Source organism: Bacteroides sp. Marseille-P3684 (assembly GCF_900291465.1).
Taxonomy (GTDB): Bacteria; Bacteroidota; Bacteroidia; order Bacteroidales; family Bacteroidaceae; genus Phocaeicola_A.
In genome coordinates, this window is record NZ_LT985808.1 from 2749360 (window position 1) to 2766636 (window position 17277).

Genomic DNA, 17277 nt, shown 5'->3' on the forward strand with positions numbered 1-17277 from the left:
CTATTTCGTTGCCCAGATGATCGAGCAGGCAGCCGTGACTGCAGAGAGCATGGTCGTGCCGATTTGCCATCCGCGCTCCTCGTTGTCCTTCTTCCGGTACTTCGGCTCGACGTAGACGATGTCGTTCTGTTGCAGGTAGAAGCAGGGGGAGTCGAAGAGGTCCTTGCTGCGCAGGTCGTGCATGAACATCTGCCGTTCGCCGTTCGACTCGCGGATGACCGCCACCCGGTTCGTGCGCGCCTTCGCATCGAGGTCGCCCGCCTTGGCTATCGCCTCCAGCAGGGTGACGCGGTCGCCGTCGACGGAGAACGTCCCGTTGTTTGCCACCGCGCCGAGCACGGTATATTTGAAGTTGAGGAACTCGATGGACACCAGGGGGTCCTTCATGTAGTCACCTTCGATGAGGCGGGTCTTGATGAGGTTCGTCACCTCGCTGACCTTCAGTCCTTCGACATGCAGTTTGCCCAGGATGGGGAAGTCGATGTTTCCCTCCACATCCACGCGGTAGCCCTTCTCGTTCACCCGTGTGGCAGCGTCAGCCGTCACGTTGCCGTCGGCGCCCACATGGAACGTCCCCCCGTAGATGTTGAACGGGATGGCAAGTTCCGGGTTCTTGCAGCTGACGGTGATGCTCAGACGGTCGTCGCGGTGGACCACGGCTTCATAGCCGACATCATAAGGATACTTCTCGCCCATCTGCATGTCCTGCAAGTAAACAAAGTTCTTGCGCGATGCGCAGGAAGTCAAGAGTAACACGGCAAGCAGACTGAGGCTTGCCCAGAGTTTCGGTTTGTTCATTGTGTTTTTATTATTGATTTTGATGAATAGCGTTTCAAGTGCCGTTCGTATCGCGTTCAAGTGCCGTCCGTATCGCGTTCAAACGCCGCATGGACGGACCAAAGTATAATACTTAGGTAGGCTAAGTATGATACTTAGGGTGCCTAAGTATTATACTTTGGTCTGTACATGCCCGGGGTTTATCGCGTACAGGTTCTGCCAGCACAGCGTTGCAGCCGCCTCGTCAGGCAGACACTCCAGCGTGCCGACCGTCACCCGCTCGGTGAGACGGGCGAGGGTGTCGCACAAGGCACCGTTCAGCCGCTCGTCGTCGGTGATGACCGAGCAGCCTGGATAAAGGACCACAAAGGCGTCCACCTCCCGGCGGCGTACGAACCGGTTCGCCGGGGCTTGCGACAGGCGCACCATGCCGCCAATGGGGTATGAGAGGTTCCGGTAGCACGGGGTCTTGCCGCTCCACGGTGTGCCGTATGCCACCGCCCCGTCGCCCACCAGGCGCACCGCCGGGTTGTCGTCGTTGAGCAGGGTGCAGCCGGGGATGTGCTTCAGCCACAAGGCGGAGTGTGTGCTCTTGCCCGTGCCGCTCTTGCCCATGAAGAGGTAAGCCCGTCCGTCGTGACAGACTGCCGAGGCATGGATGGACACACCCCCGTGAAGCAGGATGGCTTGCGAGAAGACAATGCGGAGCATCGACGAGAGCACCTGTCCGGCATCCGGCTCGCGCCAGTCCAGACAAGCCGTCGCCCGGGAGAAGTCGCGCGCTGCCAGCAGACGGTGCACCACGCTTCCGCCGACGGAGAGGATGTCCACGCGGTAGGTGTCCACGCAATCATAGAGACGGACACAGCCCATGTCGTTCAGCGTCTCGTCCGCCAGCCGCCCCTCGGGGAAAGGGACCGGCGAAGCCAGCGCCTCGAACCGGAACAGTTCTTCGCCCGCCTCCTCTTCCGCCTGACAGCGGAACGGACGGAACGAGGGCAACAGGGTGTCGGCATCGCAGCCGGCAGGCAGGTAGACCGTCAGCCGGAATCCTGCCACGCAACAGGTCATCACAGATGGAAGCATAAGATTCTGTTCAGGTAATCAGTTATCAGTTTTCGTGGAACGCAGGTTGTTCCGCAACAGGCCGGTGAACAGCCAGAACGCCTCCCTCGGCGCATACGTCCGGGCAAAGCGGACATTGCGCAGGAAGGAGCGGGACGTCTGCCACTTCCGTTGCAGCCACGACCTGCCGGCGCCGCTCCGCCCCTCTAGGAACAGCCCGAAGTTGCCGCCCCGCCGCACGATGTCGAGCAAGGGTTCAGCCGACGGGGCCTGTGCCGGGTAAGGCAGGCAGCCGGGTTCCAGTCCCAGGTGTTCCACCAGGAAAGCGTGCAGGAGCGGTGTCCAGCGCGTCAGTCCCAGGGAACGGCATGCCGCCTCCATCTCACGGGCATCCACCTCGCCATGCAGGCAGTGGCAGGCACGCGCCATGTCGCAGAGCTGCCGCAGCCCGATGCCCCAGCCCAAGGCATGCTTGAGGATGTGCAGGTTGAGCAGCAGCAGGTTGAGGAAGGGAGTCGGCACGGTGATGTCCACCGGGACGTCCGCCGACAGCTGCCGGGAGCAGTAGCCCCAACGCTCTTCCAGCCGTGCCGCCTTCGTCCGCAGGAACGGGTTGTGAAGGTCGAACAGGCGGGTGTGATGCTCCACCTCCACGCCCTGCCACACGTAGCTCAGGCTGCGGTCGGGCATCTCTTCCACCTCGATGCCGCGTGCCTGCATGCAGAGACGTGCCAGGCGGAAGGAGACGGGATTGGTAAAGTAGAAGTCGATGTCGCCACTCTCGCGTAACAGCGGACTGGCATAGAACTGTGCCACGCCCTGCCCCTTCTGGAGGATGGGGTTCAGCTCCCGCGACACATAGAGCGTGTAGAGGTTGCCGAGCACCCGGTTCATCAGGCGGTTGCGTTCCTCGATGCGGTCTGCCGTCACCACCCAGCGCATGAGGAGCGCCGACGGGGGTAGCAGCTCGTCGGGCAGGAACTGGAGTCCGCGGAACACGATGCCCGCCACGGTCTGACGGCGCGACAGGGTGTAGACCCGTTCCCAGGCACCGGCTGACAGGGGGAAGCCTTCCCAACGGTCCGGCTCACGCTCCCACAGCCCGGCACGCAGGAGGACGAGCAGGGCGGCAAAGTCCTTATCGGGCATCCGCCTCCCCTCCCTCCTCGACCAGCAGGCCGAAGCCAGTCCAGCTGTCCAACAATCGTTTCACATCGGCAAGAGCCGTATCCCGGTCGACTTCGTAGTTGTCGCACAACCACTCCGCCAGGGCTTCGGGAGTGGAGCAGCCTTCGTTCATCTGCTGCCAGATGTCCGCCGCCGTCCGGTTCATGCGGAAGACGTGCGAGAGGTTGACTTGTTCCGTCCGGCTGTCGACAATCATGTACTGGCTGCCGATGCGGCGGAGTTGCAGGTTTTGTTTCGGACGCATAGTTGTAAATGAGTTAACAGGAGTCAGAACTTCTTTCCTCCCAGGATGGACATCACGGTGAGGAAGATGATTTTCGCATCGAGCCACAACGAGCGGGTGGCGAGGTAGTGCAGGTCCATCCGCAGGCGGCGGAGCATCTTCTCCATCGTGTCGGTGTAGCCGTTGTAGAGCGTCGCCTCGGAGAAGAGTCCCGGACGCAGCCGGTAGAGCAATTCGTAATCGGGATTGACCGCCTTGATTTTCTCCACGAAGTACGGACGTTCGGGGCGGGGACCCACGAAGCTCATCTCCCCCCTGAAAACGTTCCACAGCTGGGGCAGCTCGTCGAGGTGATGCTCCCGCAGGAAGCGTCCCACCCGGGTGAGCCGTTCGTCGTCCTTCTGACACAAGGCAGGCTTGCCATCCTCCTCCGACGTCACCCGCATCGAACGGAACTTGTAGAGGGTGAACGTCCGTCCGCGATAGCCCACCCGCTCCTGACGGAAGATGGCGGGACCGCGGTCCTCGCTCTTGATGGCTGCATAGATGGCAAGGAAGGCAGGCGAGAACACAATCATTCCCAGGGCGCTGCCCACCACGTCGAACAGCCGCTTCACGCAACACGCGGCAGGCGACATGGCATCTTCATAACAACCGGACTCTTTCGCCGTGCTTATCTCTACCAACGACACGGCATTTGCTTTAGCATCATTCATAGGTCGAAATACATTTTTACGCATGATTCTATCATCTGTTTCTTTGTGAATGTCTCTTCATAGCGCCGCTTCGCTCCCCCGGCGTAACGGCTGTAAGTCTCTTCGTCGTCGCAGACGGCACGGATGGCTGCTGCAAGTTCCTTCGGGCGGCAAGGCTCCACGTTGATGCCTGACACCCCTTCGGCATTGACCCACGACACCCCCGAACCGGGGATACGGGTCGCCACCACGGGACGTCCGCACGACATGGCTTCAATCTGCACGATGCCGAAGGCTTCCGTCTTCTGCACGCTGCTCAGGCAGAACACCCGGCACGCACCGTAGCAGGCAGGCAGGTCGGCATCGCTCACGTGGCCCAGCAGCTTCACCCGTCCGTGCAGCCCGAGGTTGTCAATCTGCGCCTGCAGTTCGTCGTGCAGGCTGCCCGTGCCGCCGATAAGCACCACGTAGCTGTCGTCGAGGAAACGCGCCGCCTCGACCAGGTGACGGTAGCCCTTGTAAGGCACCAGCCTGCCGAGGGAGAAGACAATCTTCCTGCCCGGATAGGCAGCCCGTAGGGTCTCCACGGCTTCCGCATCGGGACACATCGGGTCGATGCCGATGGGGATGCAGCGGGTCTTCGCCTGCACCTCCTTCAGGAAAGGCGACTCGGCAAGGTAGACGGGCGTCGTGCCCACGATGCAGTCGGCGCGGCGCACCAGCCAGTCCTGCAACGGACGGTAGAAGCGCAACAGGAGCTTCTGTTTCTGGATGTCACTGTGCCAATGGAGGACCATCTTGCCGCGGTAGCCCGATAGGAACAGCGCCAGGCACGCCATCGGGTCGGGATGGTGCACGTGGATGATATCATAGTCGCGGCAGACCTTCCGCAAGGTCACGACCAGCGAGGGGGAAATCATGGTGGCAGCCACCTTCGTCCAGGCAGGACACGCCGTCAGCCGGGCATGCGGGTTGAGCTGCGTCACGCCACCCCTGCCCTCGCCCGCCGCACACAGCATGTCGCAGTCGATGCCTTCGGCGGACAGTCCCAGCATGAGGTCGTACATGACCTTCTCCACCCCGCCTCTGACGGGATAGAACTTTCCCAATTGTAATACTCTTAATGCTTTCATCTCTTCTGATTTAGTTACCGGCCAACAGCCGCTTGTGAGCTTCAATCACCTCGGGATGGTTCCGGCGGATGTATCCCCCGACGCTGTTGTAGGTCAGTCCCAAGCGTCGGGCGATGGACTTCAGGTCTTCGGGAGTGGTGCGATAGAGGTACACCGCCTCGGCATACTTCTCCCGGCTTCCGTGTGCCACCCGTCTGCCGTCCGTCGTGCGGGTCGTTGCCAGCTGACGGGCAAGCTCCGGCTCGTGCTTGTGGAGGTACTGACGGAAAGCTTCCGCCTGCAGCCCGAACTCCTTCGCCACGTGGGCAATGGGGCGCGGAGCGGCTTTCAGGCTCCCAACGGCAGCACCATACTTGACCGACGGGGCGTTCACGGTCCGTTGCAGTCCGGGATGCCACTGGTTGAGGTAGGCACGGAAGCCTTCGACGGTGACACCCGTGCGGCGGGCAATCTCCTTCAGCGTGAGAGCCGTCTCGCGGTAGAGGTCCAGCGCACCGGCATAACGCTCCACCGTCGCGGGGAGAGGCAGGTGGCGGCTGCCGTTGCCCACCAGACGGCCCGCCTGCTTCGGACGTCGCGCCAACGCCTGTTCGCGTTCGCAACGTTTCCGGTCCACGATGTCACGGTGGTAGTAGCGCAGGTGCTGTCCCAGTCCGCTGACCGACACCCGGCACAGCTCCGCCACCTCATCGAGGGTCAGCTCGGAGGTGCGGTACAGCTCGACCGCCCCTGCATATTGTTCCGAACATTCCGGGCGTGCCCCGCGCCGGATGTTGTCGTTGATGCCCAGTTTGCGGCGCAGTGCTTCACGCCTGACGGGAATGTCCGGATAATGGGTTCTCATGAAATTGGCAAGTGCCGTGCCGTCCACGCGAAACTTCCGCGCCACCTGCGAAACGTTCAGGTCGATGTATTCCATCATGTCGCACGCCGCCACGGCTTCCTTGTATTTGGCATGTGCAGGAGCCGTCTGACGTCCTGCCGCCTTGATGCATCCGTCCTCCTCCATGCCGTTGCGACGCAGCACCAGCTCGCGCCGGTACCGCCTCAGGTAGGCACCCAGCGCCGTAGCCGAGACGCCACACTCCCCCGCAATGTCCTTGAGCGAACGCTCGGTGGAGGTATAGAGGGTGACGGCTTGGGCGTATTTTTGGTGGAGGGTCAGGGTAGGCAAGCTGTCCGTCATTGCAATAGCAAATCAAACAATTCTTTCCACGAAGATGCAGTAGGAGAAGCAACCGCCTGTTGGGGTACAACGGTCAAAAAGGAAGCATCATTCAACACCAGCCGCTTCATGTATTCCTTTAAGGCTTCTGCATCCTCCACATCGAAGAAGGCAGTCTGCCGGCTTCCCGCGGCAGTCTCATGGGCATACGGAAGGTCTGCCAGCAACATGGGCTTTCCCAACCCGGCGAACTCACTGATGGGCAGTCCCCATGTTTCTACTCTGGAGGGAAAGACGAGGCAATCAGCCTGTTCGTAGGTAGCATAGAGTTTCTGCTGATTCATAAATCCGGCAAACTGTACAGACTCCAGACAGCCCCATTGCTCATAAAGCCAGCGGGCATATTTGTTTTCCGTCCCGGACAGGGTCAGCACCACCTCGAATCTATCTGTGCCTATCTCCTGCTCCAGCCTTGCCGCGGCAAGGCAAAGCGTTTCAAAATTCTTGTGGCAATCTGCAGTCGCCACACAAATGAACGCATAACGTTTGCTGCTGCGTGTGCAAGCTATCTTCGGGACCTGGCGTCTTTCAGGGGGAGCTACGACAAAAGAATCAACCGGCAATCCAAACATCCTGGCAAATCCTTGACGCAACCATTCAGCCTGAACAATCAGACAAGTATTACGCTTGATGTTTACCCGATAGGCAAACTTGGTAAACCACGCAAACAGGACAATCTTATAATCGAATCTGAAATCTTGCCATTTCCATTTCAGGAACGGAAAAGAGGTCTGACAATAGACAGCTTGTCTTTCAGCCTTGACACGAGGAGTCGTATCATGAAGCGACAACCATAAATACACGGGAGCTATCTGCTTGGAAATACGGTACATTGTAACATACTCACACCACAGACGCCTGCCCCACCCTTTGACTGTACTTGGCTTCTCTATATATTCAATCCCCTGATAACATGCCAGTTCCTTTTTATGGACCAAAGCTATCACTCTGTATTGCTCAGAGGACTGCACCAGTGTGGAAAGATAGGCCAGGCAATTCCGCAGAATGGTAAGCGTACCACCTTTGCGAATATTCACTGCCGAAACAACAATTGTTTTCATTTCTTCAGACTACAACACCGGAACATGTCAAGCCACTGTTGCATGACGGTCTCTTCACTATAACGGAAAGAAGCTTCTTTGGCATTTCGTCCCATCTGTTTCCGTAAGGATTCATCCCCCATCAACACTGCCATCTGCCGAGCCAATCCCTGAATGTCTCCTTCCTCCACCAGATAACCGGTGACGCCCTCCTCTACAATGTCCTTGGGACCGCATTTACAGGCAAACGACACAACAGGCAAACCGAAAGCCTGCGCTTCCAGCAATACCATCGGCAAGCCTTCATAGCGGGAGGAAAGAACAAACAAGGAAGCTTCCTGATAAATTCTCTCAATATTCCGAGTCGGACTCACCAAGGCAATCTGTTGTTCCAGTCCATATAGCTGGATTTGCCGTTGCAAGCCGCTCCGTTCTTCCCCATCGCCCACAATCTCCAACGTCCAGTCCGGGAATTGCGGTGCCAGGATATTCCAAGCATCTATCAAACGCTCAAATCCTTTCTGATGAGTATATCGCCCAATGGCTACAACCTTTTTGTTCTCCAGCGATGAAACTTGTGAGGTCGAAAAAGTAAGTGCATTGGGTATCACCCTGATATTTGACAAAGCTCCCCAATAGCCACGGTCTTCTTCAGTCAACACGATAAATTTGTCAAACCGCTGGACGGTCTTCTCATCCTGTTTGCTACGCCACCAATCAGCCAATCGCCACAATCCCTTACGTCCATATTGCATACGCTTGAATTTGGAAAAGTGGATTTCCAGCAACTTTGCACTTCCATCCTTAATGCCGGGAATAAAATGCGCGTCATTGCAAAACATCGAAATGGTCACATCCGGATGCTCCCGAAACAATAGCTGCTTCAAACGCCTCTTGTGCTTATACTGCTTTAACGGGTAATGTACGAGCTTATTCAGGAACGATTTCCCATTGTTCACCTCATAATCTATATGGAGGTCTATACACCGGATTCGCGGGTCCAACTCGAAAAAGGGAGGCAATCCCCGTTGGTCGGTCGTTACAATCACCACATCCATGCCATGTGCAACCAGATAATTGGCTTTGTTTGTCAGCACACGCTCCATTCCTCCGGCGTGGCAAGTCCCGGCTATGCAATACAGGATTTTCATTTTACTACTTACTGGGGCATGGTTTCACGTCCCCTTCCTTATCTTTATCTATCATCAGGAATAAAGCGAAGACCAGGAAAATGTCTGTTGCAACCTTGAACCATACAATAAAGTTAACCAGTAACAACATCAGGAACAAGACCCTGTCTGTCCGAAACTTATGCGAACAAATCAAAGCGGACTTCACGATAACCGCACTGATTGCCAACAAACCGACAAGACCGAAATAGAATATGAAACGTAAATAACCGACATCTGTTCCCATGTAATAGCCTCCAACGATCTCACCGATAAACAGGGGATCAACATCACGAGGATTGGAAAAATAGCCATCACCAATCAACCAGGTCTTTACTGTCTCGGGAAATACATACATCGTCTCCAGTTTCTCATTGGAAGCAATCAGCCACTCTCCATTTTCCACCAGATTAAAGAAACCTTCAAAAGCAAAACGCAGATTCTTGTGAACCTCGGAAATGTTATAGTAGGCCCAAACCGCCAAAGGAATAGCTATCACCACAAAGACAGACAGCCATATCCAGAATCGCCTTCCGTCGGTAGAAAGATGGAGCGTATGTATCTTAGTCATGTACAAAGCATACAACAAGGCTATCAAAGCACCCACGTACGTCGTACGTGCAATCATACTGCCTGCAACTGCAATTACCAGAAAAGCCAGCACATAAGTCCAATAATATCTTCTGTCTATATTGTGATGCAGTAATACAACCATAATCATCACCAGTACCGCCGAGAAACGCGAACCGGCTACGTCCAAGGAAGCACCGATACCATACAAGCGTTTCACACGCTGTTCGTTCAAAAAATCCTGCCCTTGCTCGATATATGTATCAATTACCTCTTTGGCTGGAGTATACAAGTCGAAAAATAAAGCCAATATACATTGAGAGACACAGACTGCTATCAAATAGTTACACACCAGCTTGACCGTCACATCCCCATGCACACATTTCATCAACATCACGACGGCATAAGCACCTCCCAACCATACCCACATGGAAACCAAATATCCGGCATAAGCATAATCAGGTGTATTATTATAAGTTATCGAGAACAGTCCTATCAATGAAACCATAGCGGCCCCGATTGACAGAAAGAACATGTCCTTGTTTATTGAAGCATTTCGTCCCCGTCCCAAACGCATCATATAAACCATCAACCCCACTACTGCCAGCATCATCTTTGTATTCACATCAGGCAATATCTTAAATGAGAAAGGAAAGAAATAGAGGCTGGTAACAATTATCACCAAAAGAGTTAATATGCTTCGTATCATCACTTGTATATTATGCCATACATCAATTTATATACTAACTTGTAGTGTAGCCAAAGTAACCAATAGTGCCCGTGCAATGCTGCAAGTTGTAACAGCCAACTCCTTAACGAGAGTTGTCTGAACCGTGAAATGAACGGATTGGCTTCCGGGAAACAATTCTTCCATAAACGATACTGACTCCAATCATCACCTATCAGAAAAGGATATTTCACTGCGAGCTTGAAAGCCCCGATCTCCCCATCCAACGTACTACCATATCTTTCCTGCAAGAAAGTGACCGTTTCCGCCGTATTATGCAGCACCGCACTCAGATGCCTTTCAGACATCGTATTGGTAAATGCCTCACGGTTCAATTTCACATAATGATAAAATGCCCGAGGTACATAAGCCACCTGACCGGCACATGCGAACAGACGAATCATCGTCATGTCTTCACCCATGCCATATCCGGAAGGGAACCAAATGTCATTCTGCGTATAAAGTTCACGTCTGACCAGTTTATTCCAAACGTTATATTTCATCCGACCATCCAAGATACCTCTCAGTGCCTCATAAGCCGTCGGATAACCAGGTTGCTTCATATAACGTTCGTTGTGCTCAAAAGACAAGAACCAGTCACACCATACTATATCTGCATCATTTGCTTTCGCCGCCCTGTACATGGTCTCCAGCGCATCAGGCTCCAAATAGTCATCGCTGTCACAATGATAGATGTATTCACCCGTTGCAACTCTCAATCCGGTATTGCGTGCTGCCGGCAACCCCAGGTTTACCTCATGGTTCAATATATGAACCTGCGCCTTGCGTTCGGGAAAATTATTCAAGGCCAATTGCAACAGCACCATGCTATCATCCGGAGTTGCATCATTGACGAAGATGAACTCTACCTCTTCCATCGTCTGTTGCATCAAAGAATTGACACAACGCACAATGAATTCTTCAACTTTATAAATTGGAATGATGACGGAAATCATTTTCTTATCTTCGAAACGAACTTTCCAGCTTGAAGCAATATTCTCTTTACCAAACTAAGCCTATAGGAGTCAATACGATATTTCCAAGGCATATTGTGGCGGATTTCTCCAAAATAAGCTTGATTGATAGAAGAAGAGAACGACTCTATGTTTGCATCTACCATATAGGGATAGACTGCATATAACCGGATTCCTTGTCTTCTGTATAAAGACCAATGATCAGCGACACAAGCCGGCAACTCGTTCTTCTCCAATATCCTTTTTGCTGCAGCTGAATTGATCAAATAAGCATATGCTCCCACTGCGTCATACACAGAAGCCAATTGTAAATGTCCGCTTATCTTACGAATACGATAATACCAGTAATCACCGGAAAGGAAAATGATTGCAGGCTCGTCCCTATTTATATAAGGTATAAGATTCGCTATTTCTTTCATATCTCCCAGAATCGTTATATCGTCCTCCAAAACCAAAGCATAATTCTGAGGCAATTTTGCTATTTTTTCATAGCATTGATAATGGCTCAACGTACAGCCTACCTCTCCACGATTTAATGGACGCCCATATCGTTTATAAGCTAAAGCTGTATCGAATCGTCCTCCAATTTCGTGCTCAGTCATCCTGCGACCATTGACAGCAGAAACAAACGAATAAGCAAACATATCGGACATTGTCATAAGCATATTTTGCATATGCTCTTTTCTAGCTCTATCTTCTTCCAGGTTTATGATAAATGTAGTTATCTTTTCCATTTTACGATTTGAATTAAGGATTGTATGACAGGCAATAAGAAAGATAAAAAAGGTCTCATGATGATAGTCTGACAAATTTTATCCTTCCTGCTACATAAAGGATTGCTCTATAATATATTGCACTATTCCAAGGAACTATCCAACCACTCATGATATATTATGTTCTCAACAATATCTATCAGGAGAAGAATCATCGACAAAAACGAACTCCATCTCCCTTAAAGCCTGCCCAAGCAATGAACAAGCGCAACGCTCAATATACGATGCTACATTGTAGACAGGAATTATAACACTGACCTTACTTTTTTCCATAAATAAAGTAACGTATCAAAATCTTTATTCTTTTACACAACGGGAGCTGATCCAACTCATTCAGTTTGCTATAAAAGAAATCAAAATAAAACTTTTCATCAAAGTACGGAGACTTCCGATAATACTCCCACCAAATATCAAAGTTCACACAATATTTTTTCCAAGGCTTATGACCATTAAAATGAATATTCCCAAAGTTTAGTCCATACTCCTTATCGCAATTCCTATAAGACTCTTTCACTTGTTCGAACTCATATAAGAAATAATAATAAGAATAATCTGTCATGTTATAATACGGCTGCAAGTAACAAACCTTACCACAACATGCTATATTCAATATATCCTGATCCTGATATCTATACTTCCGTTGCGCCAACGTCTTGAACTGATGTACCATTCCAACCTTACGCATCAACTTCGTATTCATCATAATAAAACCAGACTGTAAATACTGTCCTTGGCACAGTCCTGGAGTAGATGCTATATAATTCTTTCCATCGATGCTCAAATTGATTCCAAAATCCTTGGTCGCTGCGAGCAAATATCCATCCAGATTCATTTGGTATAGCTCAAACAAGTCCATTCGGAATATAATATCTGCATCTGCATAAATAACTTTATCGTATTCAGGTATTAATTCCGGAATTAGCAGACGGTAATATGCCGCAGTCGTAATACCACGAATTTCAAACGCATTATCAAATGTGTCATCAACCTCCCGATAGTTTATCCTACAATTAGAATAATGTTCAGATAATAAATCCAGCTTACTTTTATCTAAATTCTCATGGACAGAATGCAAGATAAAAATATCATAAAATGTCTCCTGATTCGCATTCTCCATCAATGATGAAATACAAACACAAGCAGGAAGCACCAGATTATTATCAAAAGCAAATGCTATAGGTACAACATTCATATTATCCTCTTGATTTTAGGAATACTACGGTAATAATCACTCTGAATAAATTTTATCCCCTCTCGAACAGCATTTAATTTCAATTTGAATACTGTAAAATTCAACTTCAATAATGAAATCAAGAAGGTAAAAAGAAGTGTATAAGCTATACATACAACATCCCATATTCTAAACAGAATAGACTTTTCCGGGAGAACTATAAAACGATGCCAAAAAACAATCTTAAAATAAAAATCTGCATAAATTACCCGCTGCGTTTTATTCTCATCATACAAGGCTGATCCTGCATCCAAATGTCGAATACCACTATGAAACCAAGTAAGTTGCTTTAGTCCCATCAGATATGCCCTATAATACATGACCTGATCTTCACCTTGCGCATATTTCATTCCATCCACCCATCTTTCTTCTTCAAAACGGATTTTCAGAAAGTTCTCCTTCGAACAAAAGAAACAAGGACCGGCATTTGTCTGAGACCAATACACACCCGGCTCAGGATTACGATTATAAGAAAATCCGGCGTTACGCATCACTTTATATCCCCACTTACCATCATCCTTTCTGGCAATCATCCGCCCAGATATTGCCATCATTAGCCTTTTTAGGAACGGGCGTTCTGCATTAGGGAATACATCGGCTGCGATTACATCAGCCTTATTCCGTACCAAATGGTTATATAAGCCTTCCACAGCATTCTCTGGCAAATAAACGTCATCATCCAAAAACAAGATGTATTCACTCTCCACCTCATTATAGGGCAATGCACGCTGTGCTACCATCCCCTTAGGTACATAAATATATTCTTCTCTTCCTATTGATTCTTTTGGAAGTTTATAGCCTTCGGCAATGTATACTAAAATACGGGAAGGCTGGATAGTTTGCTTTGCCAAAGAATCAAGAAGCGTTTGGTATTTATTGCCGGCTGTACCTAACGTACGAATCACTACAGTATATTCCATTATACTATCTAATTTAAGCTGTACCTCTTTAGATTTCTTAATTTCAATAACAATTCTGAGATACATTTCAGACGATGTGTCAAGCACCATGCCATAACTTTAAGTTTAACATTCAAATAGGGGCATGACCATATATGGCAATGGCTATTGGGGAACAAAGCAAGAAATTTTGTGTAAGTAGTAGTTGTTAGCAACCACTCTTGCTTGCTTTTCAATATCCTCCAGCTCATTTGTTTTTCATATAGAGAAAAAGTATTCCTTTTTTCAAACCAAGAAATAACATCAAGATACATCATTATTTCATCATGCATCATTCTAGGGTTAGAACTGCGCATGACTGAATTTATATTCAACCTATTGTAAAAATAGAGTGGCCTATCTATAGTTACTATTACCTTAGCTGTGTCAAATACCTTCACTGCAAAATTAAAATCTTCACAGAACGTGTAACCAACAGGAAACTGCAACCCACCATCTTGCAATAACTTTTTTCTTATTAACAAGTTCCAAATTGTAGTCCAAGTATAACGCAGATACTGTCTAATAAATTCAATTTTATCCATGCGATACTTCGGAGTCCGATAAAGCATCAAGCCCGTATCCTGTACCATATAAAAATCGCACATTACAACATCAGCTGTTCTCTTTTCTGCTACAGTGTACATTGTATTAAGCATTTCATTGTCCATCCAATCATCACTATCACAGAATATCACATACTCACCTTGCGCATGCAACAGCCCAACATTCCTAGCAACTGCAACTCCACGGTTCTGCTCTAATTCAACAATCTGAATATCTTTTGCACGATCAGGATAGTCCTTTATAACGGATAATAGCACTTGCATCGAACTATCATTGGAGCAATCATTCACAAATATATATTCAATAGAATCTAATGTTTGCTCAAACAAAGAACGAATGCATTTTTCTATATGCCGTTCTACATTGTATACAGGTACAATCACAGAAACATCTATTTGTCGTTGAGCCATATCACACATTAAGTAAATATCAGAAACAACTTCTAAACCAATATCTATCCTTATACTTCAACAGTACCAGACTCAACAATATAGATGAGAATAGAGACAATATATATACTTTATAACCATTTTCCTGTAATACATATCCCCACAATACAACCCAATACATATGTACCAAATAAATAATAGTACTCATAATCCTCAAATGAATACAATATTTCTCACGAAGAAACTTCATTGGCATTTTTAAAATCAATTGAAATAAAAAATATGTAATCAAAACAGAACCTATAGAAGGATAGAAGAAACTCAAAAGTATTCCCAGAAAAAGTCCTCCCAATAATATGCCATTACGAACAATTCTGCCAGTACAAGCTATTTGCATACCTAATACTACATATATAAATCCTATAAAGAATCCATTACGAGTTGACTTAAACAATTTAAAATATAAATCCATTAATTGTGGTATCAGACCATTTTGATTACAATAGTCTATGCCTATCCCCAGTAAAAAGAAAATAATCGAAATAATCAATACATGATACCTAGTAAGCTTGAAAAAGGAACATACAAGAATAAGCATAACTGCAACAATTAAAGCTAAAAGATACCATAATGGCCAAGAATAAAAATTCTCTCCAACCAATAAAAAATTCCGAATAAATATAATCACGCTATTAAAAGCTGAAATATCATCTGTTATAAAGCCCCAAATTGTAAATGGGAGATAACATAATGTCCATATTAAATACATCTTACCAATCCGATATAAATACTTATGTACTCGAATCCGCCCATTCAAATTGAGAGGAAATTGTTGTCCCCTAAACAAAAGGAAGCCAGAGGTCATAAAAAAGTATGGAACAGCTATATTATAGATTAGCTCCAGTATCTGTCTTACATATTCACAGTTTATGCTACTTTCCAAGTTAGAATGTATAGCAACAACGACAAAAGCCATGCATAATTTAAATACATCTAACGAATTAAAATTATATTTTCCTAATCCATGTTCCAAACTTACAGACAACGTATCAGCTTTCATCTCTTATACTTCCTAACGTAAATGGCCAATTTTTCTAATATGAATTTCTGTTCATCGCATGAACATCCCAATTTATATACACAAAACGCACAAGAAAATACGCAGGCTAAACATACTACAAAGGTCCGTGATAAGTTTTCTTCCATTAAACAATGAAAAAGATACGGAATTATAGGAGACAATATTACTACTTTCAATATCGGACAAATAACTTCTTGAAAGTATCTCTTTAGCCCCATATATATCATTGGTAATACAATTCTTAAACGTACATATTGTGTACACAGCTCTATTACAAAATGAATTATAAATACACTTATGGGAGACGTATGAAAATATTTCAAAGACACATAAGATATGGGAACGATTAGTATTAACATAGTTCCTTCAATCAATTGAAATCGTTTTAGTATACCAGTAGCATGGACGGATATAATTATCGGATTAGATAAGGTCCCCAACAAACTTATACATAGCATTATTTGCAAGAAGCCTATTGTATAATCCGGCACTATACCTAGCCATAGCTTCAATATGGTAAATGTCTCTAACATAAGAGGCAAGATTATGAAAAGCATAATAAAGAATGAGAACTTAGACCCACGTATCAGCAAACTATGCATATAGCTAAAATCTCTCATCGCAAAACTTTTAGTTAATTGAGGATTTATTGCCGTTTGGAATGTTCCACAGAAATTAGCACATACCGATTGGACTTGAACGGCAACCCCTCTCGCAGCATTAACTAATGGACCGAAAAACATATTCAGAAGCACATTAAGTCCTTGCGTATATCCTATGAATGCAAGATTCCCATTTAACACCCATCCCGAATAGACCATAATCTCTTTAAATAACTTTTTATCATATCTCATTTTACTCCTAGCTTCCTCAAAGTGCCGAGTAGCATAATACGAATAAGCTAAGAAGTCAAACAGCTGTATGAGAAATAATAACAATACATAAGTTATCAACTTATCGTATGGAATGACAACTAGAAAATAAACAATCACTAACTTCAAGATGATATCAGCAATTGAGATGTAAGCAAATGCTGTCATTCGTTCATGAGCTATGATAGTCGATACATAAGGAGTATTAAGTATTCCTAGGACTGTTGAAAAAACAGAAAAATGATAAACCCATAATGCTGCATATTGTCGTTCTACAGGTATCTGCAATTGAGTTGACATGAACCAAAAACCTATTGTTTCTCCCAAAATCAAAATGACTAATGCCAGCAATAGATATATACCTAATACATTTCCGAACGTATTTTTTAAAACATCCAAATCCCCTTTTCCTAAATCGAAAGTAAGATAACGGGATGATGCCGCACCTAAAGATCCAGTCAAGAAACCCAACAGACCTATGACTCCTCCCACCACATTATAGATACCATAATCCTCCACACCCAACGTGTTCAGCACGACACGGGACGTATACAATGACACCAGCATGCCGAACAGCATCCGCACATAAAGCATCAACGTGTTCTTCGCGATGCGGCGGGTATTTTCTGCGTGTGAATCC

Annotated in this window: 18 protein-coding genes; all 18 read right to left on the reverse strand. The window is 47.6% G+C overall.

Annotated elements, in window-relative coordinates:
* Positions 1-798 carry a polysaccharide biosynthesis/export family protein gene (locus C8275_RS10810; protein WP_106485105.1) on the reverse strand — a complete coding sequence of 266 codons (798 nt, stop codon included), beginning with the start codon at positions 796-798 and terminating at the stop codon, positions 1-3.
* 150 nt (positions 799-948) lie between these two features.
* Complete coding sequence (locus C8275_RS10815; protein ID WP_234395749.1) at positions 949-1863, reverse strand: phosphoenolpyruvate carboxykinase; 915 nt, start codon at positions 1861-1863, stop codon at positions 949-951.
* An 18-nt stretch (positions 1864-1881) separates the two neighbouring features.
* Complete coding sequence (locus C8275_RS10820; protein ID WP_106485107.1) at positions 1882-2991, reverse strand: nucleotidyltransferase family protein; 1110 nt, start codon at positions 2989-2991, stop codon at positions 1882-1884.
* On the reverse strand, positions 2981-3274 hold the full coding sequence (locus tag C8275_RS10825) for a PqqD family protein (RefSeq protein ID WP_106485108.1): 294 nt from the start codon (positions 3272-3274) through the stop codon (positions 2981-2983). Before C8275_RS10825 ends, C8275_RS10820 begins: the two co-directional genes overlap by 11 nt.
* A 23-nt stretch (positions 3275-3297) precedes the next feature.
* A complete protein-coding gene (locus C8275_RS10830; RefSeq protein WP_369861216.1) occupies positions 3298-3891 on the reverse strand; it encodes a sugar transferase in 594 nt (197 codons plus the stop codon).
* A gap of 74 nt (positions 3892-3965) precedes the next feature.
* Positions 3966-5081, reverse strand: coding sequence for a glycosyltransferase (locus C8275_RS10835; protein WP_106485110.1), 1116 nt, complete (start codon positions 5079-5081; stop codon positions 3966-3968).
* A 10-nt stretch (positions 5082-5091) separates the two neighbouring features.
* The gene (locus C8275_RS10840) at positions 5092-6267 is read right to left on the reverse strand and encodes a hypothetical protein (protein WP_234395750.1); all 1176 of its coding nucleotides are present in this window, start codon (positions 6265-6267) and stop codon (positions 5092-5094) included.
* On the reverse strand, positions 6264-7367 hold the full coding sequence (locus tag C8275_RS10845) for a glycosyltransferase family 1 protein (RefSeq protein WP_106485111.1): 1104 nt from the start codon (positions 7365-7367) through the stop codon (positions 6264-6266). Before C8275_RS10845 ends, C8275_RS10840 begins: the two co-directional genes overlap by 4 nt.
* Complete coding sequence (locus tag C8275_RS10850) at positions 7364-8497, reverse strand: glycosyltransferase family 4 protein (RefSeq protein WP_106485112.1); 1134 nt, start codon at positions 8495-8497, stop codon at positions 7364-7366. The genes C8275_RS10845 and C8275_RS10850 overlap by 4 nt, the downstream gene beginning before the upstream one ends.
* Before the next feature lie 4 nt (positions 8498-8501).
* Positions 8502-9794 (reverse strand): hypothetical protein, encoded by a 1293-nt coding sequence (locus C8275_RS10855; RefSeq protein ID WP_106485113.1) that lies wholly within the window; start codon positions 9792-9794, stop codon positions 8502-8504.
* On the reverse strand, positions 9794-10768 hold the full coding sequence (locus C8275_RS10860; protein ID WP_106485114.1) for a glycosyltransferase family 2 protein: 975 nt from the start codon (positions 10766-10768) through the stop codon (positions 9794-9796). Before C8275_RS10860 ends, C8275_RS10855 begins: the two co-directional genes overlap by 1 nt.
* Positions 10765-11520 (reverse strand): glycosyltransferase family 25 protein, encoded by a 756-nt coding sequence (locus C8275_RS10865; protein ID WP_157948252.1) that lies wholly within the window; start codon positions 11518-11520, stop codon positions 10765-10767. Before C8275_RS10865 ends, C8275_RS10860 begins: the two co-directional genes overlap by 4 nt.
* 165 nt (positions 11521-11685) lie before the next feature.
* Positions 11686-11832: a glycosyltransferase gene (locus C8275_RS10870; RefSeq protein ID WP_106485116.1), complete on the reverse strand. Its 147-nt coding sequence runs from the start codon at positions 11830-11832 to the stop codon at positions 11686-11688.
* Positions 11819-12751 (reverse strand): glycosyltransferase family 8 protein, encoded by a 933-nt coding sequence (locus tag C8275_RS10875; protein WP_106485117.1) that lies wholly within the window; start codon positions 12749-12751, stop codon positions 11819-11821. Before C8275_RS10875 ends, C8275_RS10870 begins: the two co-directional genes overlap by 14 nt.
* On the reverse strand, positions 12748-13776 hold the full coding sequence (locus tag C8275_RS10880; protein ID WP_234395751.1) for a glycosyltransferase: 1029 nt from the start codon (positions 13774-13776) through the stop codon (positions 12748-12750). Before C8275_RS10880 ends, C8275_RS10875 begins: the two co-directional genes overlap by 4 nt.
* Positions 13719-14705 (reverse strand): glycosyltransferase family 2 protein, encoded by a 987-nt coding sequence (locus C8275_RS10885; protein ID WP_157948253.1) that lies wholly within the window; start codon positions 14703-14705, stop codon positions 13719-13721. Before C8275_RS10885 ends, C8275_RS10880 begins: the two co-directional genes overlap by 58 nt.
* A gap of 19 nt (positions 14706-14724) precedes the next feature.
* A complete protein-coding gene (locus tag C8275_RS10890) occupies positions 14725-15744 on the reverse strand; it encodes an acyltransferase family protein (RefSeq protein WP_106485120.1) in 1020 nt (339 codons plus the stop codon).
* A complete protein-coding gene (locus tag C8275_RS10895) occupies positions 15741-17174 on the reverse strand; it encodes a lipopolysaccharide biosynthesis protein (RefSeq protein WP_234395752.1) in 1434 nt (477 codons plus the stop codon). The genes C8275_RS10890 and C8275_RS10895 overlap by 4 nt, the downstream gene beginning before the upstream one ends.
* Positions 17175-17277 lie beyond the last annotated feature (103 nt).

Bases quoted from the DNA above. Each gene is read 5' to 3' on its own strand.
- C8275_RS10820 (WP_106485107.1), bottom strand. From the start codon at position 2,991: ATGCCCGATAAGGACTTTGCCGCCCTGCTCGTCCTCCTGCGTGCCGGG.
- C8275_RS10865 (WP_157948252.1), bottom strand. From the start codon at position 11,520: ATGGAAAAGATAACTACATTTATCATAAACCTGGAAGAAGATAGAGCT.
- C8275_RS10840 (WP_234395750.1), bottom strand. From the start codon at position 6,267: ATGACGGACAGCTTGCCTACCCTGACCCTCCACCAAAAATACGCCCAA.
- C8275_RS10835 (WP_106485110.1), bottom strand. From the start codon at position 5,081: ATGAAAGCATTAAGAGTATTACAATTGGGAAAGTTCTATCCCGTCAGA.
- C8275_RS10860 (WP_106485114.1), bottom strand. From the start codon at position 10,768: ATGATTTCCGTCATCATTCCAATTTATAAAGTTGAAGAATTCATTGTG.
- C8275_RS10830 (WP_369861216.1), bottom strand. From the start codon at position 3,891: ATGTCGCCTGCCGCGTGTTGCGTGAAGCGGCTGTTCGACGTGGTGGGC.
- C8275_RS10870 (WP_106485116.1), bottom strand. From the start codon at position 11,832: ATGGAAAAAAGTAAGGTCAGTGTTATAATTCCTGTCTACAATGTAGCA.
- C8275_RS10890 (WP_106485120.1), bottom strand. From the start codon at position 15,744: ATGAAAGCTGATACGTTGTCTGTAAGTTTGGAACATGGATTAGGAAAA.
- C8275_RS10850 (WP_106485112.1), bottom strand. From the start codon at position 8,497: ATGAAAATCCTGTATTGCATAGCCGGGACTTGCCACGCCGGAGGAATG.
- C8275_RS10885 (WP_157948253.1), bottom strand. From the start codon at position 14,705: ATGGCTCAACGACAAATAGATGTTTCTGTGATTGTACCTGTATACAAT.
- C8275_RS10815 (WP_234395749.1), bottom strand. From the start codon at position 1,863: ATGCTTCCATCTGTGATGACCTGTTGCGTGGCAGGATTCCGGCTGACG.
- C8275_RS10880 (WP_234395751.1), bottom strand. From the start codon at position 13,776: ATGTATCTCAGAATTGTTATTGAAATTAAGAAATCTAAAGAGGTACAG.
- C8275_RS10855 (WP_106485113.1), bottom strand. From the start codon at position 9,794: ATGATACGAAGCATATTAACTCTTTTGGTGATAATTGTTACCAGCCTC.
- C8275_RS10845 (WP_106485111.1), bottom strand. From the start codon at position 7,367: ATGAAAACAATTGTTGTTTCGGCAGTGAATATTCGCAAAGGTGGTACG.
- C8275_RS10825 (WP_106485108.1), bottom strand. From the start codon at position 3,274: ATGCGTCCGAAACAAAACCTGCAACTCCGCCGCATCGGCAGCCAGTAC.
- C8275_RS10875 (WP_106485117.1), bottom strand. From the start codon at position 12,751: ATGAATGTTGTACCTATAGCATTTGCTTTTGATAATAATCTGGTGCTT.
- C8275_RS10810 (WP_106485105.1), bottom strand. From the start codon at position 798: ATGAACAAACCGAAACTCTGGGCAAGCCTCAGTCTGCTTGCCGTGTTA.